26 protein-coding genes are annotated in these 22,614 nt (G+C 56.3%); 7 read left to right on the forward strand and 19 right to left on the reverse strand.

From position 1 onward, the window contains the following. Positions 1-111: 111 nt before the first annotated feature. Both WCX19_RS04380 and WCX19_RS04385 read right to left on the reverse strand, forming a co-directional pair. Positions 112-492 carry a NifB/NifX family molybdenum-iron cluster-binding protein gene (locus WCX19_RS04380; protein ID WP_373005519.1) on the reverse strand — a complete coding sequence of 127 codons (381 nt, stop codon included), beginning with the start codon at positions 490-492 and terminating at the stop codon, positions 112-114. Between the two features lie 195 nt (positions 493-687). After that, a complete protein-coding gene (locus tag WCX19_RS04385; RefSeq protein WP_373005521.1) occupies positions 688-1,002 on the reverse strand; it encodes a J domain-containing protein in 315 nt (104 codons plus the stop codon). Between the two features lie 286 nt (positions 1,003-1,288). Between WCX19_RS04385 and WCX19_RS04390 the strand changes: the two genes are divergently transcribed. The 4 genes from WCX19_RS04390 (at position 1,289) to modD (ending at position 4,049) form a co-directional block, all read left to right on the forward strand. Beyond that, a complete protein-coding gene (locus WCX19_RS04390; RefSeq protein WP_373005523.1) occupies positions 1,289-1,558 on the forward strand; it encodes a DUF5320 domain-containing protein in 270 nt (89 codons plus the stop codon). Further along, positions 1,558-1,848 carry a DUF134 domain-containing protein gene (locus WCX19_RS04395; protein ID WP_373005525.1) on the forward strand — a complete coding sequence of 97 codons (291 nt, stop codon included), beginning with the start codon at positions 1,558-1,560 and terminating at the stop codon, positions 1,846-1,848. Before WCX19_RS04390 ends, WCX19_RS04395 begins: the two co-directional genes overlap by 1 nt. A 225-nt stretch (positions 1,849-2,073) precedes the next feature. Then, entirely contained in the window at positions 2,074-2,715 is a 642-nt protein-coding gene (locus WCX19_RS04400) for an FmdE family protein (protein WP_373005527.1), read from the forward strand. Positions 2,716-3,191: 476 nt separating this feature from the next. Further along, positions 3,192-4,049, forward strand: a complete 858-nt coding sequence (gene modD, locus WCX19_RS04405) for a ModD protein (protein WP_373005529.1) — start codon at positions 3,192-3,194, stop codon at positions 4,047-4,049. Positions 4,050-4,327: 278 nt separating this feature from the next. Here the strand turns inward: modD and thiC are convergent, their stop codons facing one another. The 8 genes from thiC to WCX19_RS04445 all read right to left on the reverse strand — a co-directional run bounded on the left by thiC (position 4,328) and on the right by WCX19_RS04445 (position 10,740). Further along, entirely contained in the window at positions 4,328-5,605 is a 1,278-nt protein-coding gene (gene thiC / locus WCX19_RS04410; protein ID WP_373005531.1) for a phosphomethylpyrimidine synthase ThiC, read from the reverse strand. Positions 5,606-5,764: 159 nt separating this feature from the next. Beyond that, positions 5,765-6,343, reverse strand: coding sequence for a class I SAM-dependent methyltransferase (locus WCX19_RS04415; protein ID WP_373005533.1), 579 nt, complete (start codon positions 6,341-6,343; stop codon positions 5,765-5,767). A gap of 17 nt (positions 6,344-6,360) precedes the next feature. After that, positions 6,361-7,209, reverse strand: coding sequence for an MBL fold metallo-hydrolase (locus WCX19_RS04420; RefSeq protein WP_373005535.1), 849 nt, complete (start codon positions 7,207-7,209; stop codon positions 6,361-6,363). Next, entirely contained in the window at positions 7,210-8,175 is a 966-nt protein-coding gene (locus WCX19_RS04425; RefSeq protein WP_373005537.1) for a radical SAM protein, read from the reverse strand. A 22-nt stretch (positions 8,176-8,197) separates the two neighbouring features. Then, a complete protein-coding gene (locus WCX19_RS04430) occupies positions 8,198-8,626 on the reverse strand; it encodes a DUF134 domain-containing protein (RefSeq protein ID WP_373005539.1) in 429 nt (142 codons plus the stop codon). Next, positions 8,610-9,494: an ATP-binding protein gene (locus WCX19_RS04435; protein WP_373005541.1), complete on the reverse strand. Its 885-nt coding sequence runs from the start codon at positions 9,492-9,494 to the stop codon at positions 8,610-8,612. Before WCX19_RS04435 ends, WCX19_RS04430 begins: the two co-directional genes overlap by 17 nt. Beyond that, the gene (locus WCX19_RS04440; RefSeq protein WP_373005543.1) at positions 9,491-10,342 is read right to left on the reverse strand and encodes a P-loop NTPase; all 852 of its coding nucleotides are present in this window, start codon (positions 10,340-10,342) and stop codon (positions 9,491-9,493) included. The genes WCX19_RS04435 and WCX19_RS04440 overlap by 4 nt, the downstream gene beginning before the upstream one ends. A 62-nt stretch (positions 10,343-10,404) precedes the next feature. Next, on the reverse strand, positions 10,405-10,740 hold the full coding sequence (locus WCX19_RS04445) for a NifB/NifX family molybdenum-iron cluster-binding protein (protein WP_373005545.1): 336 nt from the start codon (positions 10,738-10,740) through the stop codon (positions 10,405-10,407). 150 nt (positions 10,741-10,890) lie between these two features. Between WCX19_RS04445 and WCX19_RS04450 the strand changes: the two genes are divergently transcribed. The 3 genes from WCX19_RS04450 to WCX19_RS04460 all read left to right on the forward strand — a co-directional run bounded on the left by WCX19_RS04450 (position 10,891) and on the right by WCX19_RS04460 (position 12,719). After that, the gene (locus WCX19_RS04450) at positions 10,891-11,643 is read left to right on the forward strand and encodes a Rossmann-like domain-containing protein (RefSeq protein WP_373005547.1); all 753 of its coding nucleotides are present in this window, start codon (positions 10,891-10,893) and stop codon (positions 11,641-11,643) included. Further along, positions 11,640-12,095 carry an HIT family protein gene (locus WCX19_RS04455; protein ID WP_373005549.1) on the forward strand — a complete coding sequence of 152 codons (456 nt, stop codon included), beginning with the start codon at positions 11,640-11,642 and terminating at the stop codon, positions 12,093-12,095. The genes WCX19_RS04450 and WCX19_RS04455 overlap by 4 nt, the downstream gene beginning before the upstream one ends. A 78-nt stretch (positions 12,096-12,173) precedes the next feature. Beyond that, entirely contained in the window at positions 12,174-12,719 is a 546-nt protein-coding gene (locus tag WCX19_RS04460; RefSeq protein WP_373005551.1) for a pyruvoyl-dependent arginine decarboxylase, read from the forward strand. 292 nt (positions 12,720-13,011) lie between these two features. On the opposite strand, the gene WCX19_RS04465 is transcribed toward WCX19_RS04460, so the two are convergent. The 9 genes from WCX19_RS04465 to hdrB form a co-directional block, all read right to left on the reverse strand. Continuing rightward, positions 13,012-13,329 (reverse strand): NifB/NifX family molybdenum-iron cluster-binding protein, encoded by a 318-nt coding sequence (locus WCX19_RS04465; protein ID WP_373005553.1) that lies wholly within the window; start codon positions 13,327-13,329, stop codon positions 13,012-13,014. Between the two features lie 509 nt (positions 13,330-13,838). After that, a complete protein-coding gene (mcrA, locus tag WCX19_RS04470) occupies positions 13,839-15,524 on the reverse strand; it encodes a coenzyme-B sulfoethylthiotransferase subunit alpha (RefSeq protein ID WP_373005555.1) in 1,686 nt (561 codons plus the stop codon). A 2-nt stretch (positions 15,525-15,526) separates the two neighbouring features. Beyond that, complete coding sequence (mcrG, locus tag WCX19_RS04475; RefSeq protein WP_373005557.1) at positions 15,527-16,294, reverse strand: coenzyme-B sulfoethylthiotransferase subunit gamma; 768 nt, start codon at positions 16,292-16,294, stop codon at positions 15,527-15,529. A 7-nt stretch (positions 16,295-16,301) separates the two neighbouring features. Further along, positions 16,302-16,937, reverse strand: a complete 636-nt coding sequence (gene mcrC / locus WCX19_RS04480) for a methyl-coenzyme M reductase I operon protein C (RefSeq protein WP_373005559.1) — start codon at positions 16,935-16,937, stop codon at positions 16,302-16,304. Between the two features lie 2 nt (positions 16,938-16,939). After that, complete coding sequence (gene mcrD / locus WCX19_RS04485) at positions 16,940-17,410, reverse strand: methyl-coenzyme M reductase operon protein D (RefSeq protein ID WP_373005561.1); 471 nt, start codon at positions 17,408-17,410, stop codon at positions 16,940-16,942. A gap of 18 nt (positions 17,411-17,428) precedes the next feature. Further along, entirely contained in the window at positions 17,429-18,742 is a 1,314-nt protein-coding gene (mcrB, locus tag WCX19_RS04490; RefSeq protein WP_373005563.1) for a coenzyme-B sulfoethylthiotransferase subunit beta, read from the reverse strand. 390 nt (positions 18,743-19,132) lie between these two features. Beyond that, positions 19,133-19,552, reverse strand: coding sequence for a hydrogenase iron-sulfur subunit (locus WCX19_RS04495; RefSeq protein WP_373005565.1), 420 nt, complete (start codon positions 19,550-19,552; stop codon positions 19,133-19,135). Then, positions 19,553-21,676 carry a 4Fe-4S dicluster domain-containing protein gene (locus WCX19_RS04500; RefSeq protein WP_373005567.1) on the reverse strand — a complete coding sequence of 708 codons (2,124 nt, stop codon included), beginning with the start codon at positions 21,674-21,676 and terminating at the stop codon, positions 19,553-19,555. It lies immediately after the preceding gene. A 10-nt stretch (positions 21,677-21,686) separates the two neighbouring features. After that, on the reverse strand, positions 21,687-22,610 hold the full coding sequence (gene hdrB / locus WCX19_RS04505) for a CoB--CoM heterodisulfide reductase subunit B (protein WP_373005569.1): 924 nt from the start codon (positions 22,608-22,610) through the stop codon (positions 21,687-21,689). Positions 22,611-22,614: the final 4 nt, after the last annotated feature.

Genomic DNA, 22,614 nt, shown 5'->3' on the forward strand with positions numbered 1-22,614 from the left:
TACCCGAAAACGGGTCATGCCCGGGCTGTTGCCCGGATGCATGACCCCGTATGCCGGGTGCCCCGGGGGGATCTTCATCGTTTTTTTAAATATACGGGGATTTCTCTGGGGTTAATGGCCGCTGCACTCGTGCCCTTCTTCACCGTGGGTACAGCTGCTCTCGCCCTGTGTAATTTTTCCTTCTATGAAATCCTTGATGACTTCCTCGATCTTGCCCTGTACACCAAGGAAAACTTCGATTTTGTTTTCGCAGAACAGGTCCACGGCCCGTGGGCCCATGCCGCCTGCGAGGACGTGCGTAACCTTATGCCCGGCAAGGAATACCGGCAACTTTCCCGGTTCGTGGCCGGGGCTCTCCAGTATTTCCTTACGGGTAATTTTTTTGTTTTCAACCGTGAACACCGCGTATTCAGTGCAGTGGCCGAAATGCCCGGACACCATGTCTCCTTCTTTTGCAATAGCGACTTTCATGTCAATCCTCTTATGGTTCATTTCCCGGCAGACTGCCGGATGCCATATTTACTCATATGCGCATAAATGGTTAAAACCTTCTGATTGTACAGTTCCCGGAAAATGCATATTTTGTAAGCCTGACATCTCCTGCGATCGCAGCGGATGAGATACCTGAAGAGCCCGAGGCAGGATCAGTTACCGGAACGACGGTGTGCGGGGATCCCGGGAAAATATTCAGTTCCAGATCGGGTCGTCGCCAAACCTGCTCATCCAGAATTCCTTTGAGTCATCGTAGTCCGTGCCTTTCCGGATATCTTCCTGCTTAAACGAGATCTCATAGTTCATGCAGTAGTTCACCAGGACATCATACGCACCCTTGATCCGGATGAACGTATCGTGGGAAAGAGCGGGAGCGTGACAGGAAACATCGGGATGCCACTCTTTAGCCAGCTCGCGGAAGCGGGTATGGACGGTATTCAGGCTCGCCGCACCGGTAATCCCGAGCACTCCCGCTGCTTCGGGGATAGTTAGCGTGGATCGGGTTGTCATCGGGGGAGTGTAGGTGGGTGCATATGATAAAAATACCCTGCTCCTTCAGTGATGGGGCTCTTCCCAAAAATCACCGTTTTCCCGTTTTTCCGGATTCCCTGCAGGATCCAGACCGATGAAACTGACGGATCGAACTGCCATAAGAACTGCTTAAAATTGAAAGATGAATGCATGACCGCGTGCAGTTCTCTTTCTTGCGGCTCCCGTCACTCCTTGTGATCGGGGTTACCCGATCCAATACCCATAAAAAGATGTGAATGTATATTCATATTGCGAGGCAACAATAATGCCAGGATTGGATCAGACAGGCTCTGCCGGCTACGGTGCTGGTACGGGAAGGGGCATGGGCCCCTGTGGACAGGGAATGGCTTTGGGAAGAGGCACTGCGCAGAGATGTGGCCGGGGCTTTGGCAGGGGCCGGGGGTTCTGCCGGAATTCGTTTCCCGAACCCGGGCCCGTAAGCAGGGAAGCACAGAAACAACTCCTCGAAGCAGAGCTCAAACGCATCGGGGCAGAAAAGACTGAAATCGAAAAACGGCTCACTACTTTTGAGTAATGCCGGGAAGACGACGGTGCAGGAGGGTGGGGTGTCAGCCTTCCTTCACCTCATTTGGACCTGTGACCGCAGGGAATACTGAACCTGAAGAGGCGATCCTCTCTGTCGACGAGTTTGAAGCGGTCCGGCTCAAAGACCTGGAAGGTCTCGACCAGAACGAATGCGCTGCCATGATGGAGATCTCGCAGCCCACGTTTCACCGGCTCGTGGTATCTGCACGGAGAAAGATTGCCGATGCGCTGACCCACGGGAAGACCATTAAGATTGAAGGCGGGAACTACCGGATCTGAACGGGAATGGGGACAGTATTCCTTTCGGATAAGGCCCTTTTTCGATCCGAAAGATATACCCTTCGTCCTTGTGCTCCCTGTGTAACTATTCCTGTGAAAAGTGCACCCGATAATCCCCCGAAACCCCCTGTTCTGTTTCTCCGGGAACGATGCCCCGGGCCGGTGGTTATTATGCCTTGTTTCTTTTCATAACATGTTTATCGCTGGATGGACAACTGTTGATTCATGCAAGCAGTCCGCCCTGAAGAGATGCCCGATGCGCTGAGAGCCAGTATGGAGAGAGGCCGTGTAAGGCCAGAGCTTCAGCAGGAGATCCTCAAACTCGCAGAGTTCCATACCTACCCGGCACCCGGGGTTCTCATCGGGGCGTTTATGGTTGACTATGCAATGGAACTTCTCGGGGTCAAAAAAGGCCAGAAACTCTACGGGGTCTGCGAAACCCCCAAGTGCCTTCCCGATGCCCTGCAGGTCCTGGCCCACATCACTATCGGGAATAACCGGCTCAGGATCGTGCCCATCGGGAAATTTGCGATCACCATGAACCTGCCATCCGAAGGTGAGACTGCTGATGCCGTCCGGGTGTACGTGGACCAGAAGAAACTGAAAAAATATCCCACGGTCGATATATGGTATGCCAACAGCCCGGCATTTGACAAGAAGACCATGAAAGGCCAGCTCTTCGATGAGATCTTCCGTGCCGGGCAAAACATTCTCTCATCAGAAAGGGTCCGGGTCACCGTGAAGAAAAAGGAGAAATGGTCCTCGGTCACCTGTCCCTGCTGCGGCGAGACCGTTCCCGATTACCTGATCGAAGGAGACCGGTGCGGGGCCTGCGGTTCGATGAAATATTATGAGAGGGTTTTTTGACCGAGCCGGGCTGGAATGGGGATAACGGGGAAGGTGCCGAAACGATATCCGATCGCTGGCCTGTCGTTCGGCTTCGGTATCCTCTACACCCTGTCTCTCCTGAAGCAAGAGCCTCTTCATCAGCAGAACGTGTCATATCTTTTCATTCGTTTAGATAAACTATAACTCCGGGCGTCGTTTTTCGTTACATGCCAGGGTTTTGTTCATTTCCGATACTTTATAGAAAAGTGAACAAAATCGTAAAATAACGCCGGACACAAATACTTCCTGTCGTCATAAAAGTGCAGATGAGAAACCTAAAAATCCTAACAGTACGAATCACTCACGTGAACAGTTATGCCCCTTTTTTGGGGAGAAGATCTCTTGCGATTAAAATACGGGCGCCAGTGTTTGCATGGTCAAATCCCGCGTCGATGGGGCTCTGATCCATAAGGTGACATACCTGAAAGTGTACGAGTGTTTGAGGGAACCTGAACATGATCTATTTTACCGAAAACGATATTGACCGGCTGATCGAAGACGACGTTCCGGCAGGGGATATGACAAGCACATTGCTGGACCTGTCCGGAAAGCAGGGTTCGATCTCATTGATCGCCAGAAACGGGATGATCGCGTGCTGCACCGAAGAGGCAGTACGGCTTTATAAAAAAGTCGGACTCGAAGTCAGTTATTCTGTCGCTTCGGGAACCCGGTTGCAGGCCGGTGAGAAACTGCTTGAAGCCAGGGGCGATGCCAGTGCCATTCACCTGATCTGGCGGACAGGGAGTGCCATGATCGAATTTGCATCGGGCATTGCAGGGCGCACACGGCACCTGGTCGATTCTGCCCGGGCAGAAAACCCCCTGGTTTCGGTAGCCGGAACCCGTAAACACCCTCCGTTTGTAAAAAAACTGGCATTGAAAGCCCTGATTGCAGGTGGCGGGGTGCCGCACCGCACCGGGCTTTCCGATACAATCCTTATCTTCCGCGAACATCTTTTGTTTACCGGCGGCTATGAAGAGTTGCCCGGTGTGGTGCGTTCTGTTAAGCAGAAACAGAAAGAGCGGAAAATTGTCGTAGAAGCCCATTCCCTGGAGGAAGCCCTGATGGCAGCTAACGCCGGAGCCGATGCCATCCAGCTGGATAAAATACCCCTTGAAAAGTTTGCCGGATATGCCGGTCAGTGCCGTGCCATCGACCCAAATATCTGCATGATAGCGGCCGGGAATGTTAACGATACCAACGCGGCAGCCTATGCCAAAGCCGGGGCCGACGTGCTGGTTACTTCATGGATGTATTTTGCTCCGCCCGCCGATATCAAAGCAGAAATTTTGCCCATACGTACCTGTCCCTGAGCGAAAGCGGGATCTTGTTAAAGAAATCTTCGCACCCCGGAGAAAACCTCACAAGAAGTCTGTACGTGTGAAGGATCCAGCCAATCATTTTACGTGCAGGATCCTTTTTATGGCTGGCAATGTTTACGGGTTGTGCAATCCCGGTTTTTCGGGCTCACCGCGTGGTAAGGGGACACACATTCTTAGATCTCTTCGGTCGCCTGGCCGCCGGGTTTTGGATCAGGATCTCTCCAGACCAAAAAATCCACGAAATCTCAAAAAAAAGTGTTATCTCCGGATCAGAACTTGAAATACCGGTTTACAATTTTGAGGGCGCAGTAGTCCCCGCACATCGTGCATCCATCGGTATCGGCCGGCATCCGCTCCTCGCGGATCTTCCGGGCCCGGGCCGGGTTCATGGCGACCGCAAACTGGCGCTCCCAGTCGAGATCGCGGCGGGCGTGGCCCATCTCCAGATCGGCAGCCCGGGTCTTCCTGAGTTTTACCATGTCGCCGACATGGGCGGCGATACGGGAGCTGATGACACCTTCATAGACCTCTTCAGGAGTCGGGAGTGCCAGGTGTTCGGCCGGGGTGACGTAACAGATGAAGTCGGCACCAAGGGACGAGGAGATCGCTGCGCCGATTGCGGAGACCCGGTCGTCATAACCCGGGGCAATATCGGTCACGATGGGCCCGAGCATGTAGAACGGCTTGTTGTTGGTGACCCGCTTCATGAGCTGGACGTTTGTTGCGATCTCGTCGATCGGCACGTGGCCCGGGCCTTCGACAATCACCTGCACGTCCTTGTCGTGCGCCTTATCTGCGAGTTCCGCGTTGATTAAGAGTTCCTGGATGCCGGCCCGGTCTGTCGCATCGTGGATGGCTCCTGCCCGCATACCGTTTCCCATCGAGAGGGTGACTTCGTGCTCCTTCATGATTTCGAGCAGGTAGTCAAACTCTGAATAGAGCGGGTTCTCCTTCTCGTTGTGGAGCATCCAGGCGGTCATGAGCGCCCCGCCCCGGGAGACAAGCCCTGCATGCCGGCCCTGGTTGCGGAGGCGTTTTACCGTCTCCCAGTTGATGCCGGTGTGGATCGCCATGAAGTTCGTGCCGAGTTTTGCCTGCTCGGCCGTGATCCGGAAGAGGTCGTCCTCTTTCATGTGGATAATTGCTCCGTCTTTTTTCACCGCTTCAATGAACGCCTGGTAGAGCGGGACGCTCCCGACAGAGAGCGTGGTATTGGCAATGACCTGTTTCCTGATCTCGGTAAAATCGCCGCCGGTCGAGAGTTCCATGAGGGTGTCGGCACCGGCACGTTCTGCCTGTTTTGCCTTCTCGATCTCCTCCGGGATATTGACAATGTCGGTGGAGGTCCCGATGGAGGCATTCACTTTCGTGCGGAGGCCCTCGCCGATACCGCAGATCTTCACCTTGCGGTACGGGGAGACCGGGATTACGATGTGACCTTCGGCAACGCTGCGCCGGACAAAGTCTTCGGTGACGCCTTCCTGTGCCGCGACCTGCTTCATCTCGTCAGTGACGATGCCGCGTTTTGCATCCGCAACAATACTCATGCCTATCCCGTTTCCTAAAAGAGCAGATAAAGGCTCGGTTTTTGGTTTTCTCACGAAATATGGGTTGTTGAACGGGCAAGTAAAGTTGATTTTCAGATAACAAAATCCTGCTTCCCGAGAACCTCCAAAAGAAGAAAATACGGAGGGGATTATTTACCGTTATCGGGGATACCCGGCCCCATCCTTTCTGAAGAGCGCGGTTCGGCTCCGTAAAACAAACGGGGTACCGACCCTGCGGAATCCGGCCGATGCTGCCATCGAAAGATCCGTTTCAAACTCATCACGGGAAACCTCATGCTTCGGTTCAGCGATGAGGAATGTCCCGCCCGGTGCGAGAAGGGAATACACCTCCTGCACGAGCCGGGCCGGATCGGAGACTTCATGGATAACACATAATCCGAATGCCACATCGATACGCCCCGGATATTCGAGCGCCAGCGAGTGCGGTCCGGCCTTGTGGAGCCGGATGCGGGCACCAAGTCCTTCCCTCGTGGCCTTTTCTTTGAGGATCGCGAGCATCCCTTCCTGGAGATCCACTGCGATCACCTGCCCGTTCTCGCCGACACGCCGCGCAATGGGCAGGGTAAAGAGGCCCGGCCCGCACCCGATATCGAGGACCGTATCGCCCGGGCGGACATACCGGTCAACAAGCCGGCCCGGCTGGTACTTGAACCGTCGCCACCACCCGTCAAGGTAACCGGCGCGGGATACCGGGAAGACTTCGTGACTGCCGCTCATGGGATCACCTCCGGTTTTTACCGGTCCGCGTACTCTAGTCGCAGCCCCACGCCGGTCTCCTGCAGGGGAGTCACCTGCGCAAGGGCGACCTTGGCTGCGAGCGACGTACAGTGGCAGGCGTGGAGTGCGTCAGGGCACCGATCTTTAAGGTACGCAAGTGTCCCGTCGAGCTGCGGCCCGGCCGTCCGGAGGTGAAGGCCGCCGACAATGTCGTTCACCCGCTCCTCCCCGCAGATCTTCTTTGCATACTCCACGGTGTTGCAGATACCGGCATGGGCGCATCCCGTGATCACCACCAGCCCGTCGCGGCCCCGGAACGCGAGGGAAGTGTCGTCGAGGATCCGGTCCTCCTGTAAGCTTCCGTCCGGCATCACGATTCGCCGGGACCCGGGTGCGGCATCCTCGAAGGGGAACTTCCGCTCGATCTCGCCAAGGAAGAACAGGTTGGGCGTGAGACTGACCGGGCTCTCCGACAGTTCAAGGGGCATGGCCCGCTGCACTTCATCTGCGGTGAAGACCGGACCTATATCGCCAAGGGGCGGTTTGGGGCGGGGGAGAAAACAGCAGGGGTGGGCGATGAGCCGGGGGAGCCGGTGGGGTGTCTCCTCGATCGCTGCTTCCATGAACCGGTGGATCAGGTGCCAGAGCCCCCCGGTGTGGTCGAAGTGCCCATGGGAGAGGACGATGTAATCAAGATCGAAGAGATCGATCTTCATCTTCTCGGCATTCTGTAAAAATGCACCGGAGTAACCCGTATCGAACAGGATGCGTTTTCCTTCCGCCTCGATATACGCAGAAAAGCCGTGCTCTGCAACAAACATCCGGTCGAAGAGCGCGGTATTGTCCATGAGGATTGTGACCTTCATTTACGCTCCCTCCCTCCTTTCTTCAGGTTCCTGGCACATCGCGTAAAAAACCCCGCGTGTCCCCCGCTGCGGGATGACCTCTCCACCCCGTTCGAGGGCCCCGAGTATCTTTGCCACTTCACCGCCGCTCAGGCCGGTGGTTTGCACCAGGTCTTCTACCGTAGAGGGCCTGCGGCTGAGCGTTGCACGGATCAGGTCTACTGAGCCGGTGTTTGCCAGCACAGCCCGGGAGACTGAACGCTGATGGCCTGATATCTCGATGCCCGGCCGTCCGAGAGCCCTTTTGACTGATTCCAGTTCAGCGCCGGATGCGGCCCGGACCCATCCCTCTGCGGCAGGCCGGTCGAGCGTGTTGAGCTGGACCCGATCAGGATCGATCCGGTCGATGGCCATCTTGAGCCCGGCCAGTTCCTCATCAGTAGTGTTCAGACCGGGGATGACGAACACTTCGAGCCAGATTGCACCCTCATACCGTGAACGGAACTGCACAATCCCGTTGATAATTGCATCTATCTTCAGTGATGGGTGGGGGTTATGAATGCGCTCAAACGTCTGTTGGGATACCGAGGTCAGCGTCGGGATGACCCGGTCGGCAGGAAGGAGTTCGTCCTGTACATCCCGACGGGTCAGGAGACTCCCGTTGGTCAGAACGCTCATGAGGTATTCCGGATACTCGCGTTTCACGAATGCGATCACCGGCCCCAGCGAGCGGGCCAGTGTCGGCTCGCCGGAACCGGCAAGCGTAATCGAATCGAGGTGAGGACGGGATGCGAGCACCTCGCGGAGTTCGGCAATCACCCCGCCGGCGGGAAAAAAGTCCTGCCATGTTATGGTCTTATCCGTGGTGTGCCCGCACTCACAATAAGCACAGTCGTACGAGCAGGTCTTGAACGGGACAAGGTCGATGCCGAGCGAGAGCCCGAGCCTGCGGGAGAGGACCGGCCAGAAGATGTGCTTTTGGGTCATGGCAGTCCCCATCCCCTCGTGGTTATCCGATAGAATCGTCCTGATCGCGTTCGGTCATCCGGGGGCACAGTCCACCCCCGACCTTCGGGCAGAGGTTCTCGTTATGTTTCGGGCAGTGTCCTTCGAGCCTGCGGATGCACTCAGCCATCTGGATCGTTTTACCGTTGATGAGGGCATCGGCGATCTTGTGCCGCGCCTCGTGGATGTCTCTCCAGACGGTCTTTCTGGAAACGCCGAGCACGGTTGCGGCCTCTTCCTGTTCAAGTTCCTGGAAATCGATCAGGGTCAGTGCCGCCATCTCTTCCGGCAGCAGCGAGACAACCCCCTCCTGTTTGTCCGAGTTGCACTGTGGCGCATAGCACCGCGCGGACGGCCCGCCTTTGAGCGACCGGTTCAACCGGGGCCGGCCCCTCCGCCGGCAGCACTCGTTGTTCTCACCGCTGGTTGTCAAGGTGTGTCAGCTCCTGTTCAAGATTGGCTGCCAGTATTTGAATGGCTTGCGCTGCCGGGGATGCGCCCGTATCCGTCACGGGAACTCCGGCCCTCACCGACTCAATGACTGCCGGATCGAAGGGGATCTTCCCGATCAGGAGAATATTCTCCCTGCGGCACCAGTCCTCGATCTCTCCTGCCTGGTACGCGTCCAGATCGAAGCGGTTGATGGCAACAAGGATCCGGGGGCGGAACTGGCGGCAGACCGTTACCACCCGCTTGAGATCATGGAGACCTGATACGCTGGGCTCGGTAACCACAAGCACGACATCCACGCCGCTGATCGTGGAGATAAGCGGGCACCCGGTCCCTGGCGGGCCGTCGATAAGGAAGAGATCACAGGAGCCGTCGCGCTCCATTGCGGTTTTCTTGACCGCATGTACCAGCAGCCCGGAGTTGTCCGCGCCCGGCACCAGCTGCGCGTGCACGAGATGCCCCCGGTCCGTTTCCGAATACAGGATCTCGCCGGTCTGTCGCGGCTGCATGGCGACAGCGGCGGCAGGACAGACAACCGTGCAGACTGCACACCCTTCACAGCGGAGCGGGCTCACCTTGTATGCATCGCCGTCCCGTTCGACCGCGTCAAACCGGCAGTGCTCCCTGCACTCCCCGCACTGTACGCAGAGAGCGGGATCGATGACGGCCGTCTTCATCCCCATGAAGGGTTCTGTCCGGATCAGGTTTGGGCGAAGGACGAGTTCCAGGTTTGCCGCGTCCACGTCGCAGTCCGCAAGCACGAGGGATCCTTTCAGCAGCCGGGAGAGCGCGGCGGTGACCATGGTCTTTCCCGTCCCGCCCTTGCCGCTGATGACCGCAAGCCGGATCATTCTTCCACCCCGGCAAGCGACTTGCATTTGGCCGCGAGGGCAGAGAAGTCCTTCTGCCACTCCGGCCGTACCTGACAGAGAAGATCGCCCCGGCTCTGGATGGCGGCAATCTCCCGACTGAAGGGAATGGTCATCAGGATCTCAAGATCGTGGTCAATGCAGAACCGGACGGTCGCCTCATCCTTCCCGTCGCTCCGGTTGATGACGATGCCGGCGGGTACACCCAGCCGGGCGGTCACGTCCACCGCAAGCCGCAGGTCGTGCAGGCCGAACGGGGTCGATTCCGTGACAAGGATGCAGGCGTCGCACCCGTCAAGGGTCTCGACCACGGGGCACGATGTGCCGGGTGCAGAGTCGCAGATTACCAGCGGATCGTTATTTGCCCTCTCTTTGATGGCTCTGATGATGGGGACGGTCCGGGAACTCCCCGTATCCAGCAGGCCGGAAATAAGGTTAAGGCCGGGCAGCGGAGCAGAGACCGACAGGGTCCCGATCCGTTTTGGCTCTTCGTGGATGGCCCTTTTCGGGCAGACCAGCGTGCACCCGCCGCAGGAGTGGCAGAGCTCGGGGAAGAAGAGGACCCGGTCGCGCAGCACGGTGAGCGCCCCATACTGGCAGAACTCCCCGCACTTCCCGCAGCGATCGCACGAAGCATCGTCGATTACCGGCACCGGTACGGTGACATCCGTTGTCGTGGCGGAACCTGAAAAGAAGAGGTTGAGGTCTGGCTCCTCGACATCGCAGTCGACGAGGGTAACGGGTTCGGTCCGGGAAAGTGTGAAGGCGAGATTTGCGGCTACCATCGTCTTGCCGGTGCCGCCTTTCCCGCTTGCAACTGCAAGTTTCATTCCCGTGCTCCGTTATTTTTCCTCAAATAACCATTTCCCCGAATACCTGAGCGGTGCGATCCTTATTTCGCTCGTTCGAGAGTATTGTTCTTAAACTCCTTCAGCGCATCCAGCACCGAGCCGCCGGAGCGGTATATGTACATGCTGACGCCCGCAGACTCAAAGACTGCTTTGGCGTTTCCCCCCAGAAGACCGCTTATGAGCACCGCCACCTGGTGGTTTAAGATCAGCTGGGCGGCTTTCGGCCCCACTCCCCCGGCACCATCGGCAAACGGGTTTGCCACGGCCTCAAAGGCTTCCGTCTCGCTGTCCATGAGAATGAAATACGGGGCTCTCCCGAATCGCTCCTCGACCTTTGCATCCGGTGTCGCGCCCTGAGCGGTAATACAGACTTTCATGATACCCCTGCGTTCTTTTTTACTCATACGCGCATAAATCATATAAACCATCGCACCCTACCCTTTCATGTACGATCCGCCGGCCCGGCCTGCTACCGGTAAGATCCGGGATACAGGGAACCATACCCGCCGGCGGTCCGGGACGTTACCATGAGCAGCCATACCATCCTTGACGATCTGATCGCCCGCCTGCCGGAGAAACCCGTTCCCGTCCGTTCGGTCCTTGTCGGTGCCCACTGGACGGCCGTGTGCAGCACCGCCTGCGGCCTTGCGACAACGGTCATGGGCGGGGGATGCCACAACCACGAGAACGTTGTGCGCAATGTCGGCCACCTCCATGAAAAAAGCGCACAGGAACTTGCGGCGTTTGCCCTCTCGGATAATCCCATCGAGGCGGGTATCGGTGTCGCGGCAATCAACTCGCTCCTGGTACCGGACGAGAGCAGGGCAGTGCTCCTGAATGCGTCCGAGGTACTGATGAAGAAGGGTGCCGGAAAGAATGTTGCGCTTGTCGGGCATTTCCCCTTCATCCCCCGGCTCCGCACCGCTGTCGGGAACCTGTGGGTGCTTGAGCTGCACCCCACCGGGGACGATTACCCGGCGGCGTCTGCCGCCGATCTCATCCCCAGGGCGGACATTGTCGCCATCACGGCAAGCGCGCTGATCAACCATACCCTCGACGACCTGCTCGGACTCTGCCGGCCGGGTGTCGATGTGCTCATCCTCGGGCCGAGCACGCCCCTCTCGCCGGTCCTGTTCGAACACGGGGCAACCATCATCGCCGGCTCCCGCGTTGCCGATGAGTCCGCTGTGCTGCACGCGATCGGCCAGGGCGCCATCTTCCAGCAGGTCACCGGGGTGAGGCTGCTGGCGTTTACCCGGCCGGGTGATGCCCCGGTATGACCCGGGGGTCGGGGAGTGCCGGGACGAATCCCCCGGTTACCCTAGTGACAGGCAGGGATCGTGAGCCGTGCCCGTTTTGTTCGCCGGAAAAAGATGCGGTGGTTTTCTGTACTGCGCTCTGGTATGCCCGGTGGGATGCGTTCCCGGCCAGTCGCGGTCACCTGCTCGTGATCCCCTTCCGCCATGTGGCCGGTTATTTCGAGACCTCGCCGGAAGAGAAAGCCTCGTTATCGGAAATGCTCACGGAAGGAAAGAGAATTCTCGATCACCGGTTTTCACCATCGGGCTACAACATCGTGATCAACTGCGGGTCGGCGGCAGACCAGGCCGTCATGCACTGCCACGTCCACCTTATTCCCCGGTATGCCGGTGACCCGGATCATCCCCCGGGCGGTATCCGCGGGTTTGTCATGGACCGGTGCGAACGGGTTTGCATGAATCCCCTGGCCTGACCGTGGCCTCCTCTGTAAGGAGCCCCCGTTCCCTGCCGATCCCAAACGTAAACCATCATACACAAAAGCTGATGAACTATGTTTGTTCCCTCAAAGATATTCTTCACAAAAGGAGTTGGTATTCACAAGGACCAGCTCGCATCATATGAGCTGGCACTCAGGAAGGCAGGTATCGAGCGCTGTAATCTGGTGTACGTCTCCAGCATTTTTCCCCCGTACTGTAAACAGATCTCCGCAGAATCCGGACTCAGGCAGCTCAAATCCGGGGGGATTACGTACTGTGTCATGGCGAGGAACGATACAAAAGAACCCAACCGCCTGATTTCAGCAGCGATCGGTCTCGCACTCCCCAAAGACATCAACGAATACGGGTATCTTTCGGAGCACCATGCCTATGGCGATACCGCCGAGAAGACCGGGGAATATGCCGAGGACCTTGCGGCAACGATGCTTGCGACCACGCTCGGGATCGAGTTCGATACCGACAAGGCCTGGCAGGAGCGGGAACAGATCTATAAAGCCAGCGGCAGGATCATCAGGACCACGCATACCTGCCAGTCTGCCCAGGGGAATAAAGACGGGAACTGGACGACCGTGATTGCTGTTGCGGTCTTCCTGCCGTGATTTTTTTTTAATTTCGTTTTCGTATCCAATCTTTTCCCGGGGCACTTTTTTTGTGATTTGCGGGCTCTGTTGAAATCCTTCCTCAATTACAGGATTTACGTTTGGTTTCAGGAAAAGTAGCGATGTGTGAAACTTGTTTTGAGGATTTTAACAAAAGCCGGTTTGCGTTTTTTTGCAGCGGGTTTTTTCCGGTATGCCTTATGAACAGGGCAATTTCCGCAGGGATCGAAATCGGAATGACGACAAGGTGTCTTATCGGATTCCAAAAGACGGCACCGGTCCTGTCTGTTGACTATTCCGTCGCCGTTGCACCAAGCGCGTCTTTGACGGTGCCGGTGCCGGAAAATATATGGATCGGGATCCCCGCGCCTTTCAGGAGATCCGCGGCATTCTCGCCAATCTCCCCGGTGATAACGGCCTCAAGTCCGTTCATTTTCAGTAACTTTACTGCATTCTGGCCGATCTTGGCATCGCTGACAACAAAACCGTTCCGTACCGCGTCCAGTTTGCCGGTCCGGGTGTCGTAGAAAATGAAGTACGGTGCCCGTGCGAAATGGTGTTCGAATGCACTTTCCAGCGACGGGCCCTGCGCCGTGATACAGACTTTCATGACGTACCTCTTATTATTACTCATATGCGCGAAAATCATATAAATCTACGGGTGTGACCTGCCCGGAGACCGGCACCCCGGAAAAAATGATCCTCATATTCGCGTTCCTGCGGCTTTTCCGGGTGCCGGATGGACTGAAATACGTGGCAGAAACCGGGGCTGTCCAAAGGCCAGTAATGGCCATTTGGCGAGGTCGAAATCAGTCGTATTTCGGCAAACGGGGCGCTATTCGGGTGTATTCTCCACTGGAACAGAAACCGTTGATTTTACGGGGATATCCCGGTTTGGCCCAAATTGGGAAAGGGGAAAAGGAGCCTGATTCGGGCTTATTTTCCTTGTCCGGAGAGTCGTCTCATGGTAAGGGTGTGTCCTCCCTTCAATCAGGATAATTTACGGTGGATATTGCCAGATCAACCGCTCCAGGTAGTTGCCTGCGAAGTACGGCGGCTACGCTCGTATCAGGAAAAATTACAAAAAAGAAAAAAAATTTGGATTAGGGAAGATCGTGCTTACCTTGCAGGGATGATCAGCGAGCGCTCGCCAGCGGGCATGAACTCGCGGATTGCACCCTTTGCGAACTCGCGGCGTGGTTCGGAGAAGTCGAACTTGAGCGACGGGTCTGCGAAACAGATCTTCATGAGCGGGGACAGGGTCCAGGCATCCTGGCGTCCATAGTGAGCGGCCGCGGCAATTGCTGCGTACTCTCCCTGGTGTCCGACGTTCATTGCGTAGTTCGGGTAGTTGGGGCCACGGAGTTCTCCGAGGCAGCCCTCGTCTGGCCGGACGGACATACAGTTTGCGGAACCGCACTGGTCCTGCAGATCGTAGCCGAAGAAGCCGAGACGTGACCAGCCTTCCTTGTGCAGGAGCATCGACATGTACCAGCCGTTCAGACCTGCATTGGAGTTTGCCGTTGCAAGTGAAGAGGTGATACCAGATGCTGCCGCAAGGACGGACGCACGCTGGGAACCGCCGAAGTGGTCCTCGAGTGTGGTCGGGTACTGCTCGTACTGCTCCATACCATAGAGCGTGACTTCGGAGGCAATGTCGCTGACTGCTTCCTGGGTCGCCTTTGCCTTTCCGAGACCGCCGTGGTTTTTCTTGACATAGTCAAGACCATAGTAGCAGTAGTCGTCGAGGATGTTGTCGGTGTATGCAGCGGTTGCATACTGGGTGAATCCGACACCGCCGGACATATAAGATCCGAGCCAGATCTGGTCGAAGAGCATGGTACCTGCACCGACGACTTCAAGGGATGCCTTGACGGGGTCGTTGGGGTACTTGCGGTCTGCCTGGATCATGTCGGCGAAGTGACCGAACTTGATGCCACCTGGCTCGTTCGGGCCACGTGCACGGCGGGCGGGCAGGATATCTGCCATCTGGATGACACCAGCGTGCTTTGCTGCGAATGCAAGGTCGGCGACTGCCGCTTCACCGGCGCACATCTTGTACGCACCGATAAAGGACATACCGATCTGCATTGCAGACCACCGGGAGGTCGTTCCACCGTCGCAGGTCCTGCTGACGGTTGTCGGGATGTGGACTGCCTGCCACATGGACTTGCCGACTGCGGCCTTGAGGGCGGCTGCCTGCTTTGCCGGGAAGAGCTTGTCGAGGTTTAAGACGAACTGGGGCTCGAGGTCGTCTGCCATCTCGTCATCGCCGGTAAAGACTTTGACGTAGCAGTCGTCGACGAGTGCCGGGTGGGTCTCGACCATGTGTTCCTGAACGACAGCTGCGCCGGGCATGGCGTGGTTGAGGACGTGGAGGTACTCGTTGATGGTCTCAGGGGTAACTTCCTTGCCGAGACGCTTCTGGAGGGTGCCGTGGGCGAGGTCGAGGCCGACGATGATCGTCCGGCGGATGTCGTCCCACATCTGCTGCATTGCAGCGTTGTTCACAAAGTGAAGGTCATCGCCCTCGACAAAGACGCCGGTTCCGCTGACCTCGTAGGTCATCAGCTGGCGCTGACCGAGCGGGATACCACCACAGTGGCAGCGCTTGGGGTCGTACATCGAGATGCCGCGCTCCATTGCGGCTTTCTGGCCTTCCTTTAAGAACTCCATCTTTCTGGGAGACTGCTCGAGACCCTTGCGGCCAAACACCGTTGAGGTTGCCGTCGGGTCTTCTGCGAATTTCTCCTTCATTGCCTTCAGGAAGAGCTTCTGGGTTCTTTCGATCTTTGCTTTTGCCATAATTATGCCTCCTTTGGCATGAAGCCGTACTTGACTCTCAGTGCGTGGATGCGCTGGATGTATTCAACGTATTCTGGGTCGTCGCGGAATCCAGTGCCGACGAGGGAGTGGTACATGGTGGTGTGGCTTTTGAGCCACTTTGCGTCCATTGCCTTGCCGATCTTGACCTCGGAGTCCAGGGGGACACCGACCTGGTCCTTGACGTACTTGATGACGCCGGACTTCTTGTCGAGAACAACACGCTGGAGCATATCGAACATCATACCGTTCTCATCGAGACGGAGGGAGTGTCCGTGCACTGTGCAGCCACGGATGCCGGTAAGTGCTGCATCGAAGAGCTCGGTGTTGACGAGTTCCTTTGCATACTTTTCGAGATCTCTCTCACGGCATTCGATGATCTGACGGCCTGACAGCGTGCCGGGGTCAATGCCACGGAATCTGTACATCTCGAGCCAGGATCTCTGGTAGGGCTGGCAGGGTGCGTTGTACATCGAGTCGGCAAACTGGATGTAACGGACACGGTCGCCGGCCTTTGCGCCGTCGGTCGGGGTTACGAGCTTGCGGATCGGGCATGCGGGTTCCTGCTGCTCTGCAAGTGGCGGGTGTGCACTCTTGTAGGCTGAGCCGGGTGCACGGTGTCCCATAACGAGGACGAGGTCCTTGTCGGTTACATCGCGAAGCTTTTCCAGCTTGTGGGTCGGGTCCAGCTGCTTGCGCCTGTTCTCGGCGATTGCAGTCTGTCCGGGACAATATTGGGGTTTGTATGCCATTGTTTTATCACTCCAATGTTTCCTTCTTTTTCACGATTCTCATGACAGACGAAATGACTTCCGCCATCTTCTCGCGGGTCGGGGTCTGACCCCGGGTCACGCCGCTCACGATCGCCATCACCGTACCTTTCGTACGGATCTTGTCGGCCGGAGGCATCACCACGGCGGTCTTCACGCCCTCCTTTGCGAGATCCTCATAATCAATCGGGGACTGGGAAACGACAATCGCCTTCACGTCACAGGCCTCAAGAATGTATCGGACCTTGGCGACAACATGGGATCGGACGTTCCCATGGTGAAGTATGGCAACCTTGTGTTTCTCAATCTGGGTAACTTCCTTCTCGGTAAGCCCGAAGTAGGCGCCAATCACGCCGCCGGCAATATTGGGGGCGTCCGGAGGGACGCCGCTGCCGGCGTTCAGTACGAGAGTACTGATGCTGTATTCGACGCCCTGCTGCCTTAACCCCGAGGTGATATCGCACACCGGTTTTGTGACGTGGCGGCGTCCTGGGGACATTCCGACCACGATCACGTCCGGGTACCGGCATTCGGAGATGGTGCCCCGCTGGGCTATCCCGCCTCCTTTACCCATGCCCATCGCCTCGCGGCAGTCAACAACCTGGGTTACTCGTCCTATCGGCATAGTTACTTGATTCCCTGAATGATTGTCGGGCCTGTATGGCTCTTTGGATCTGATAATCCGAGGATATCCTTGTCCGCATTCGGGCCGTACTTTGCGTAATCTACAAGGGACGGGGAAGTTTTCATGAACTTGCCTTCCTGAATGCGGCAGGTGAATGCGGTGATGGTCTCATCACACGCAGTTTGCAGTGCGGGAATGGCCTCGCGGTTTTCCAGTTCCAGGAGAATGGTTCCTACGTGAACCTGTAGTTCAATCTCCTCGGTTCCGACATGGATGGTCTTCCTCATGACATGGGGATTGGCCATTCCTTTGGCGGGCCCGTAGGTTACGGTGGAGGGAAGGCGCGGGCCGTTTAAGACCATGCGCCGTATTCCACCGGCCTTCAGCAGGTTGTTGAGGAGCCGTTCTACTGTTTCCGGGTTCATCAGCCGTTCGGTGACAACCCTGCACTGCGGGAACGTGGCTTCAGTCATTCGTATCCTTATGAGGGTTTATACACCCTTTGCGATCGTCTGCATTGGCTTCTTGAATGCTTCGATCTGCCCGAAGGTGTCCTGGTATACCTTTGAGGTTGCTTCGGGGCCGAACATCTGGGTGCCTGCATCCAGTGCGCATGCTGCGACGATACAGGGCATACCGACACCGGCTGCGTGACGGGTAACGACGTGGTTACCGTTGAATCCGCCGGGGCCGCCGCCACCGTAGATCGAGTGGCTGAAGAACGAGAACCCGACTGCGACACCCATGGTACGACCGAAGTCGGAGCCTGGGAGGCCGGTCTCGTGCTCAAGCAGATCGTTGAAGTAGAGCAGGGTTGCGGAAACTGCCTGTGCGAAACGTCCTGCACCGCAGTTTACCATGGTCGCTGCAAGGGTGCCTGCGGATGCGTAGGCGTTCCAGAGCATCGGGTCCTTGGTGTCGTAGAAGATGTAGCCGCTCTTGCCCTTCTTGCCTGCCTTGATGATCTTGTCCTCAATGGCACGCTCGACGAGGCTCTGCACGACAGTACCGACAGTGCCGGTCTTGCCGTTCTGCTTGACGAGGTCGTAGACGATGTTGTTTGCATTCAGGCCCTGGTACCCGTAAAGCAGGAGCTGTGCACGCTCGAATGGGCCGATTGCTGCACCCATTTCGAACTCGCCGGCCTGCTCGAAGGTTGCCGAGAGTGCTGCACCCTGGATTGCATTCCGGTGGGTCATCATGACCGCGTGGTTCGCGGGGATGTTACGGAGTGCGTAGCCGAGACCTTCGTTGTTCTGCGGGATGGACAGGATCGAGACGACATTGCCGCCCTGCATGTCCATTGTCTGCGGGTAGGTTCCCCAGACTGCACCCTTGATGTAGGAACCGTCGAACATGCCGACCTTGTACTGGTCGATCAGCGCGTAGGTGGTCGCTGCTGCAACGGATGTGGATGTCGCATCGTAGGTTGCTGCTGCTTTTATACGTGCAGATGGAATTTCCACAAGGAGCATCTTGCCGCCGGCGACCTTGGTGATCTTGGTGTCGTCGCCTTCGGCAACCTGCACCATTTCCTTGATCTTGGCTGCGAGTGCATCGCAGTCCTTGACACAGCTGCAGCTCATGCTGCGGCCGAGGATCTGGTTGGACTTGCCGCCCATCTTACCGGTCTTGAGTGCTTCCTCAATACCGCCGAGGTTGACTGCCACGGTCCTCTTGGTGAGGTCGATGAGCTCGAGTGCACCCTTGTTGGTCAGCGGGCTGATCTTGTCAATGGTGACGTTGCTCTTTAAGAGCTTACCCTCATCGTCGTAGAGGTCGATTGCATCTTTATATTTTGCCATGTAATTTCCTCCAAATTGACTTTTAACTGCTGTACCGTACGAGAACTGAACGCTGGTGGTGACTAACAGAACACTGGTAATGATTGAAAGTCGCTATTGCACGTCCCCTAGATCGGGACATTGATTAATTCCCAATTTCCCCTTATAAGCGTTCCGATTTTATCTCGGAACACTTCATTATAGAATTCCAAAAATATTACATAAAAACGAAGCAATGTTCAAATATTACATATATCTGCCCTTTTATTGTTTTACGCAGTGTGACAAAATTTTTGAAAAGTATTACAATGTCGCACACTATATTTAAAAATCGTTTAATTTCCTGTGCGCTCTTTTATAAAAAATATTGGGTTGTGACAGGGTCTTTGTGAGGGAACCCCTGACAGGAGTTTACTTGTTTTCCTTGAGCGGGCTTGGCCCGAGTTCTTTAATGGTGTTAACGACGTCTGTTACCACATTTGCCCATTTTGCACCTTCCGATGCAGAGACAAACGTCATCCGGAACCGGCGGTCGTCAAGGCCAATGCTCTTCATGAGCCTTTTTACCATGAACATTCTCTTTGCCGACTTGAAGTTGCCTTCAAGGTAGTGGCAGTCTCCGAAGTGACACCCGGAGATGAGGACACCATCCGCCCCGTCGGCAAACGCCTTGAGGACAAAGAGGGAGTCGAAACGACCGGTGCACATTACACGGATAATCCGGATGTCCGGGGGGTACTGGATACGGCCCCCACCGGCAAGGTCGGCTCCTGCGTAGGAACACCAGTTGCAGACCATACCGAGGATCTTGGGTTTCCACTCTTCAGCCATTTACTGCTCACCTCCGAGCAGGAACGCATCGATCTGAGCAACAATCTGCGGGGTTGCAAAGTGGTTCATCCAGATTGCGCCACCGGGGCAGAACCCACCGCAGGTACCACAGCCTTTGCATTTTGCTTCCGTAACCTGCATGACCATGCGTCCATCTTTCTCTACGAGAGCAAGGGCGGTGTAGGGGCAGAGGTTCACGCACATGCCGCATCCGGCACATTTCTCTTCGATACAGGTGGCGAAGTACGGCTCGAGTTCGACTTCTCCCTTGTGGATCGGGATGCTGGCCGCAGATGCTGCGCCTTCTGCAGAGGCTACCGTGTCCGGGATATCCTTCGGGCCCTGACAGACACCGGCGAGGAAGACACCGGCAGTGGTTGTTCCACACGGGTTTAACTTCGGGTGGGCTTCCTGGAGCCAGCCGTCGCCAGTGCAGGAAACACCGAATAATCTCCGTGTCCTTTCTGTGTCTGTCTTTGGCTGGACCGCTGCTGCCAGAACGACAAGATCGACTTCCATGTCAACCGGACGGTCAAGCAGCGTGTCATCTGCATACACATGGAGATTCTTGGTCTTGGGGTCTTCGAGAATGTTTGCCACGCGCCCGCGGATGAACTTTGCACCTTCATCCTGGATGCGGTAGTAGAACTCCTCGTACGCCTTGCCGAATGATCGGATATCCATGTAGAAGATATACGGGATGCAGCCGGGCAACTTTTCAACAAGCTGGTGGGCATGTTTCAGTGAATACATGCAGCAGAACCGCGAACAGTACGGTTTGCCGACACCGGTGTTGTCACGAGAGCCGGCACAGAGCACGAACGCGACTCTTTTCGGTCTCTCTCCATCACTCGGGCGGACTGGATAACCACCGGTCGGACCTGATGCGCAGATGAGCCGCTCGAACTCAAGGCTGGTAATAACGTTCTCGTACCGCTTGTATCCCCACTCTTCTTTCTTCTCGATGGGGAAGATGTCAAAGCCGGTTGCGAGAATGACCGTTCCGACCTTGACTTTGACAAATTCGTCCTTGGATTCGAGGTCGATTGCCTTCTTCTCGGAACCGCAGGCGGTAACACAGATGCCGCACTTGACGCAGGCATTGAAATCGATCGTATAAAGAAGCGGGACGACCTGCGGGTGGTTGATGTAGATTGCCTTCCGTGGCTTCATGCCCACTTCAAATTGGTTGGGCTTGATAACCGGGCAGGCAGTCTCACAGTCACCGCAGCCATTGCAGCCGCCTCCGACAATACCCCGGGCTTCCGCTTCCGCGGGAGTGATCACGCCTCGGGCTTTCTTGCGGATCGTAACATCGAAGTTGCCGATGTAACCTTCCACTTCATGAACCTCAGACCAGGTCATGAGCTCAATCAACTGGGCCCTGCCGACATCCACCATCTTGGGTGTTAAGATACACTGCGAACAGTCGAGGGTCGGGAAGGTCTTGTCGAGCTGGGACATACGCCCGCCGATACTGGTATCGGACTCAACAAGGTAGGTCTTGATCCCTGCTGCTGCAAGGTCAAGGGCTGCCTGCATACCGGCAACACCGGCACCGACGACCATGGCGGCCTGTTCTACGGGGACGGTCTTCGGGTAGAGGTCCTGGAGAAGTGCAGCTTTTGCTACTGCGATCCTGATCGCATCCTTTGCCTTTTCGGTTGAACCCACGCGGTCGTGCATGTGCACCCATGAGTTCTGCTCACGGATGTTTGCCATCTCGAACCGGAACGGGTTCAGGCCAGATTCCTTTGTTGCCGTCCTGAATGTCGGCTCGTGGAGACGGGGCGAGCATGCAGAGACAACGACACCTGTCAGGTTGTGGTCCTTGACTGCCTTGCGAATCACAGCCTGCCCGGGCATTGAGCACATATACTTGTAGTTGTCAACATAGGCCACATTCGGGATGGTTTTTGCATATTCCTGCACGGCAGGGATATCCATTGACCCGGCAATGTTGGTACCGCAGTGACAGATGAAAACACCGATACGGGCTTCTTCCTTTTTGGTGGTGACACCGGGTGCTGCGACAGCCTTTGCTGCCGGGGCGGGAGCTTGCTTCTTTGCTTCCTGCTTCTTGGGTTCGGTCTTTTTGGTAGTTGCTTTCTTCTTTTCAACCATGTTTCCCACCTCACAGCACCTTCTGCAGGAACGGTTCACAGCTGATCGCATGGAGGTCAAGCCCGAGGTCCTGCGGGCTCATTCCCTGTGCCAGTCCGAGTAGTTCGGCAAAGTGCAGCACCGGTAAGTTGTACTCGACACCGAACTTTTCCTTGATCTCGATCTGGCCACGGTCAAACTGAAGCTGACAGAACGGGCAGATATCGGTAAGTGCATCTGCTTTTACTTCCTTGACGTTGATCAGCTTCTCATTGGTGATATCCAGTGAGTGGACGATATCGTATCCGCGGACACCACCGCCGGCTCCGCAGCACTGCATCTTGTTGCGGTATTCGACCGGCGTTGCACCGAGTGCAGCGACCAGTTCTTCCATCCACATCGGGTGCTCGGTGTTTAACATGACTTCCTTCTCAAACTCCCGGTCCTTGTGGGGCTTGGTCAGGTGGCAGCCATAGTGGACAGCAATTCGTGCACCGGTAAGGGGGCTTACAACCGTGTTCTTGATCTTGTCAACACCGACGAACTTATCGTTATAAAGAAGTTCTGCAAGGTGGTAGACGTTGATGGTACCCTTGGACTCCATGTCTACTTCCTTGAGTACTTCGTTGACGCCATCGCGGAGATCCTGGTTGTGTTTGAGTTTGTGGTTGACTTCCCAGATCGACTTGTAGCAGCCGTTGCAGACCAGTGCAATGTCCATCTTCATCTGTTCTGCAAGGACAATGTTACGGGCCGCCATCGCATAGAAAACATTCATGTCGATGGAACCGAATGCACCGGGTGCAGGGCAGCAGCTGGCTCCCTTGAGGGGAACAAGGTCGATGCCGAGCTTTTTGCATCCCTTGATTGCTGCCGATTCAACACCGGGATAACGGTTCGGTGCAATACAACCAAGGTAGAATGCGAACGTGTGGTTTGCTGTTGATTCTGACATGCTC

Origin of the sequence: Methanoregula sp., from assembly GCF_041663825.1 — an archaeon.
Classification (GTDB): Archaea; Halobacteriota; Methanomicrobia; order Methanomicrobiales; family Methanospirillaceae; genus Methanoregula.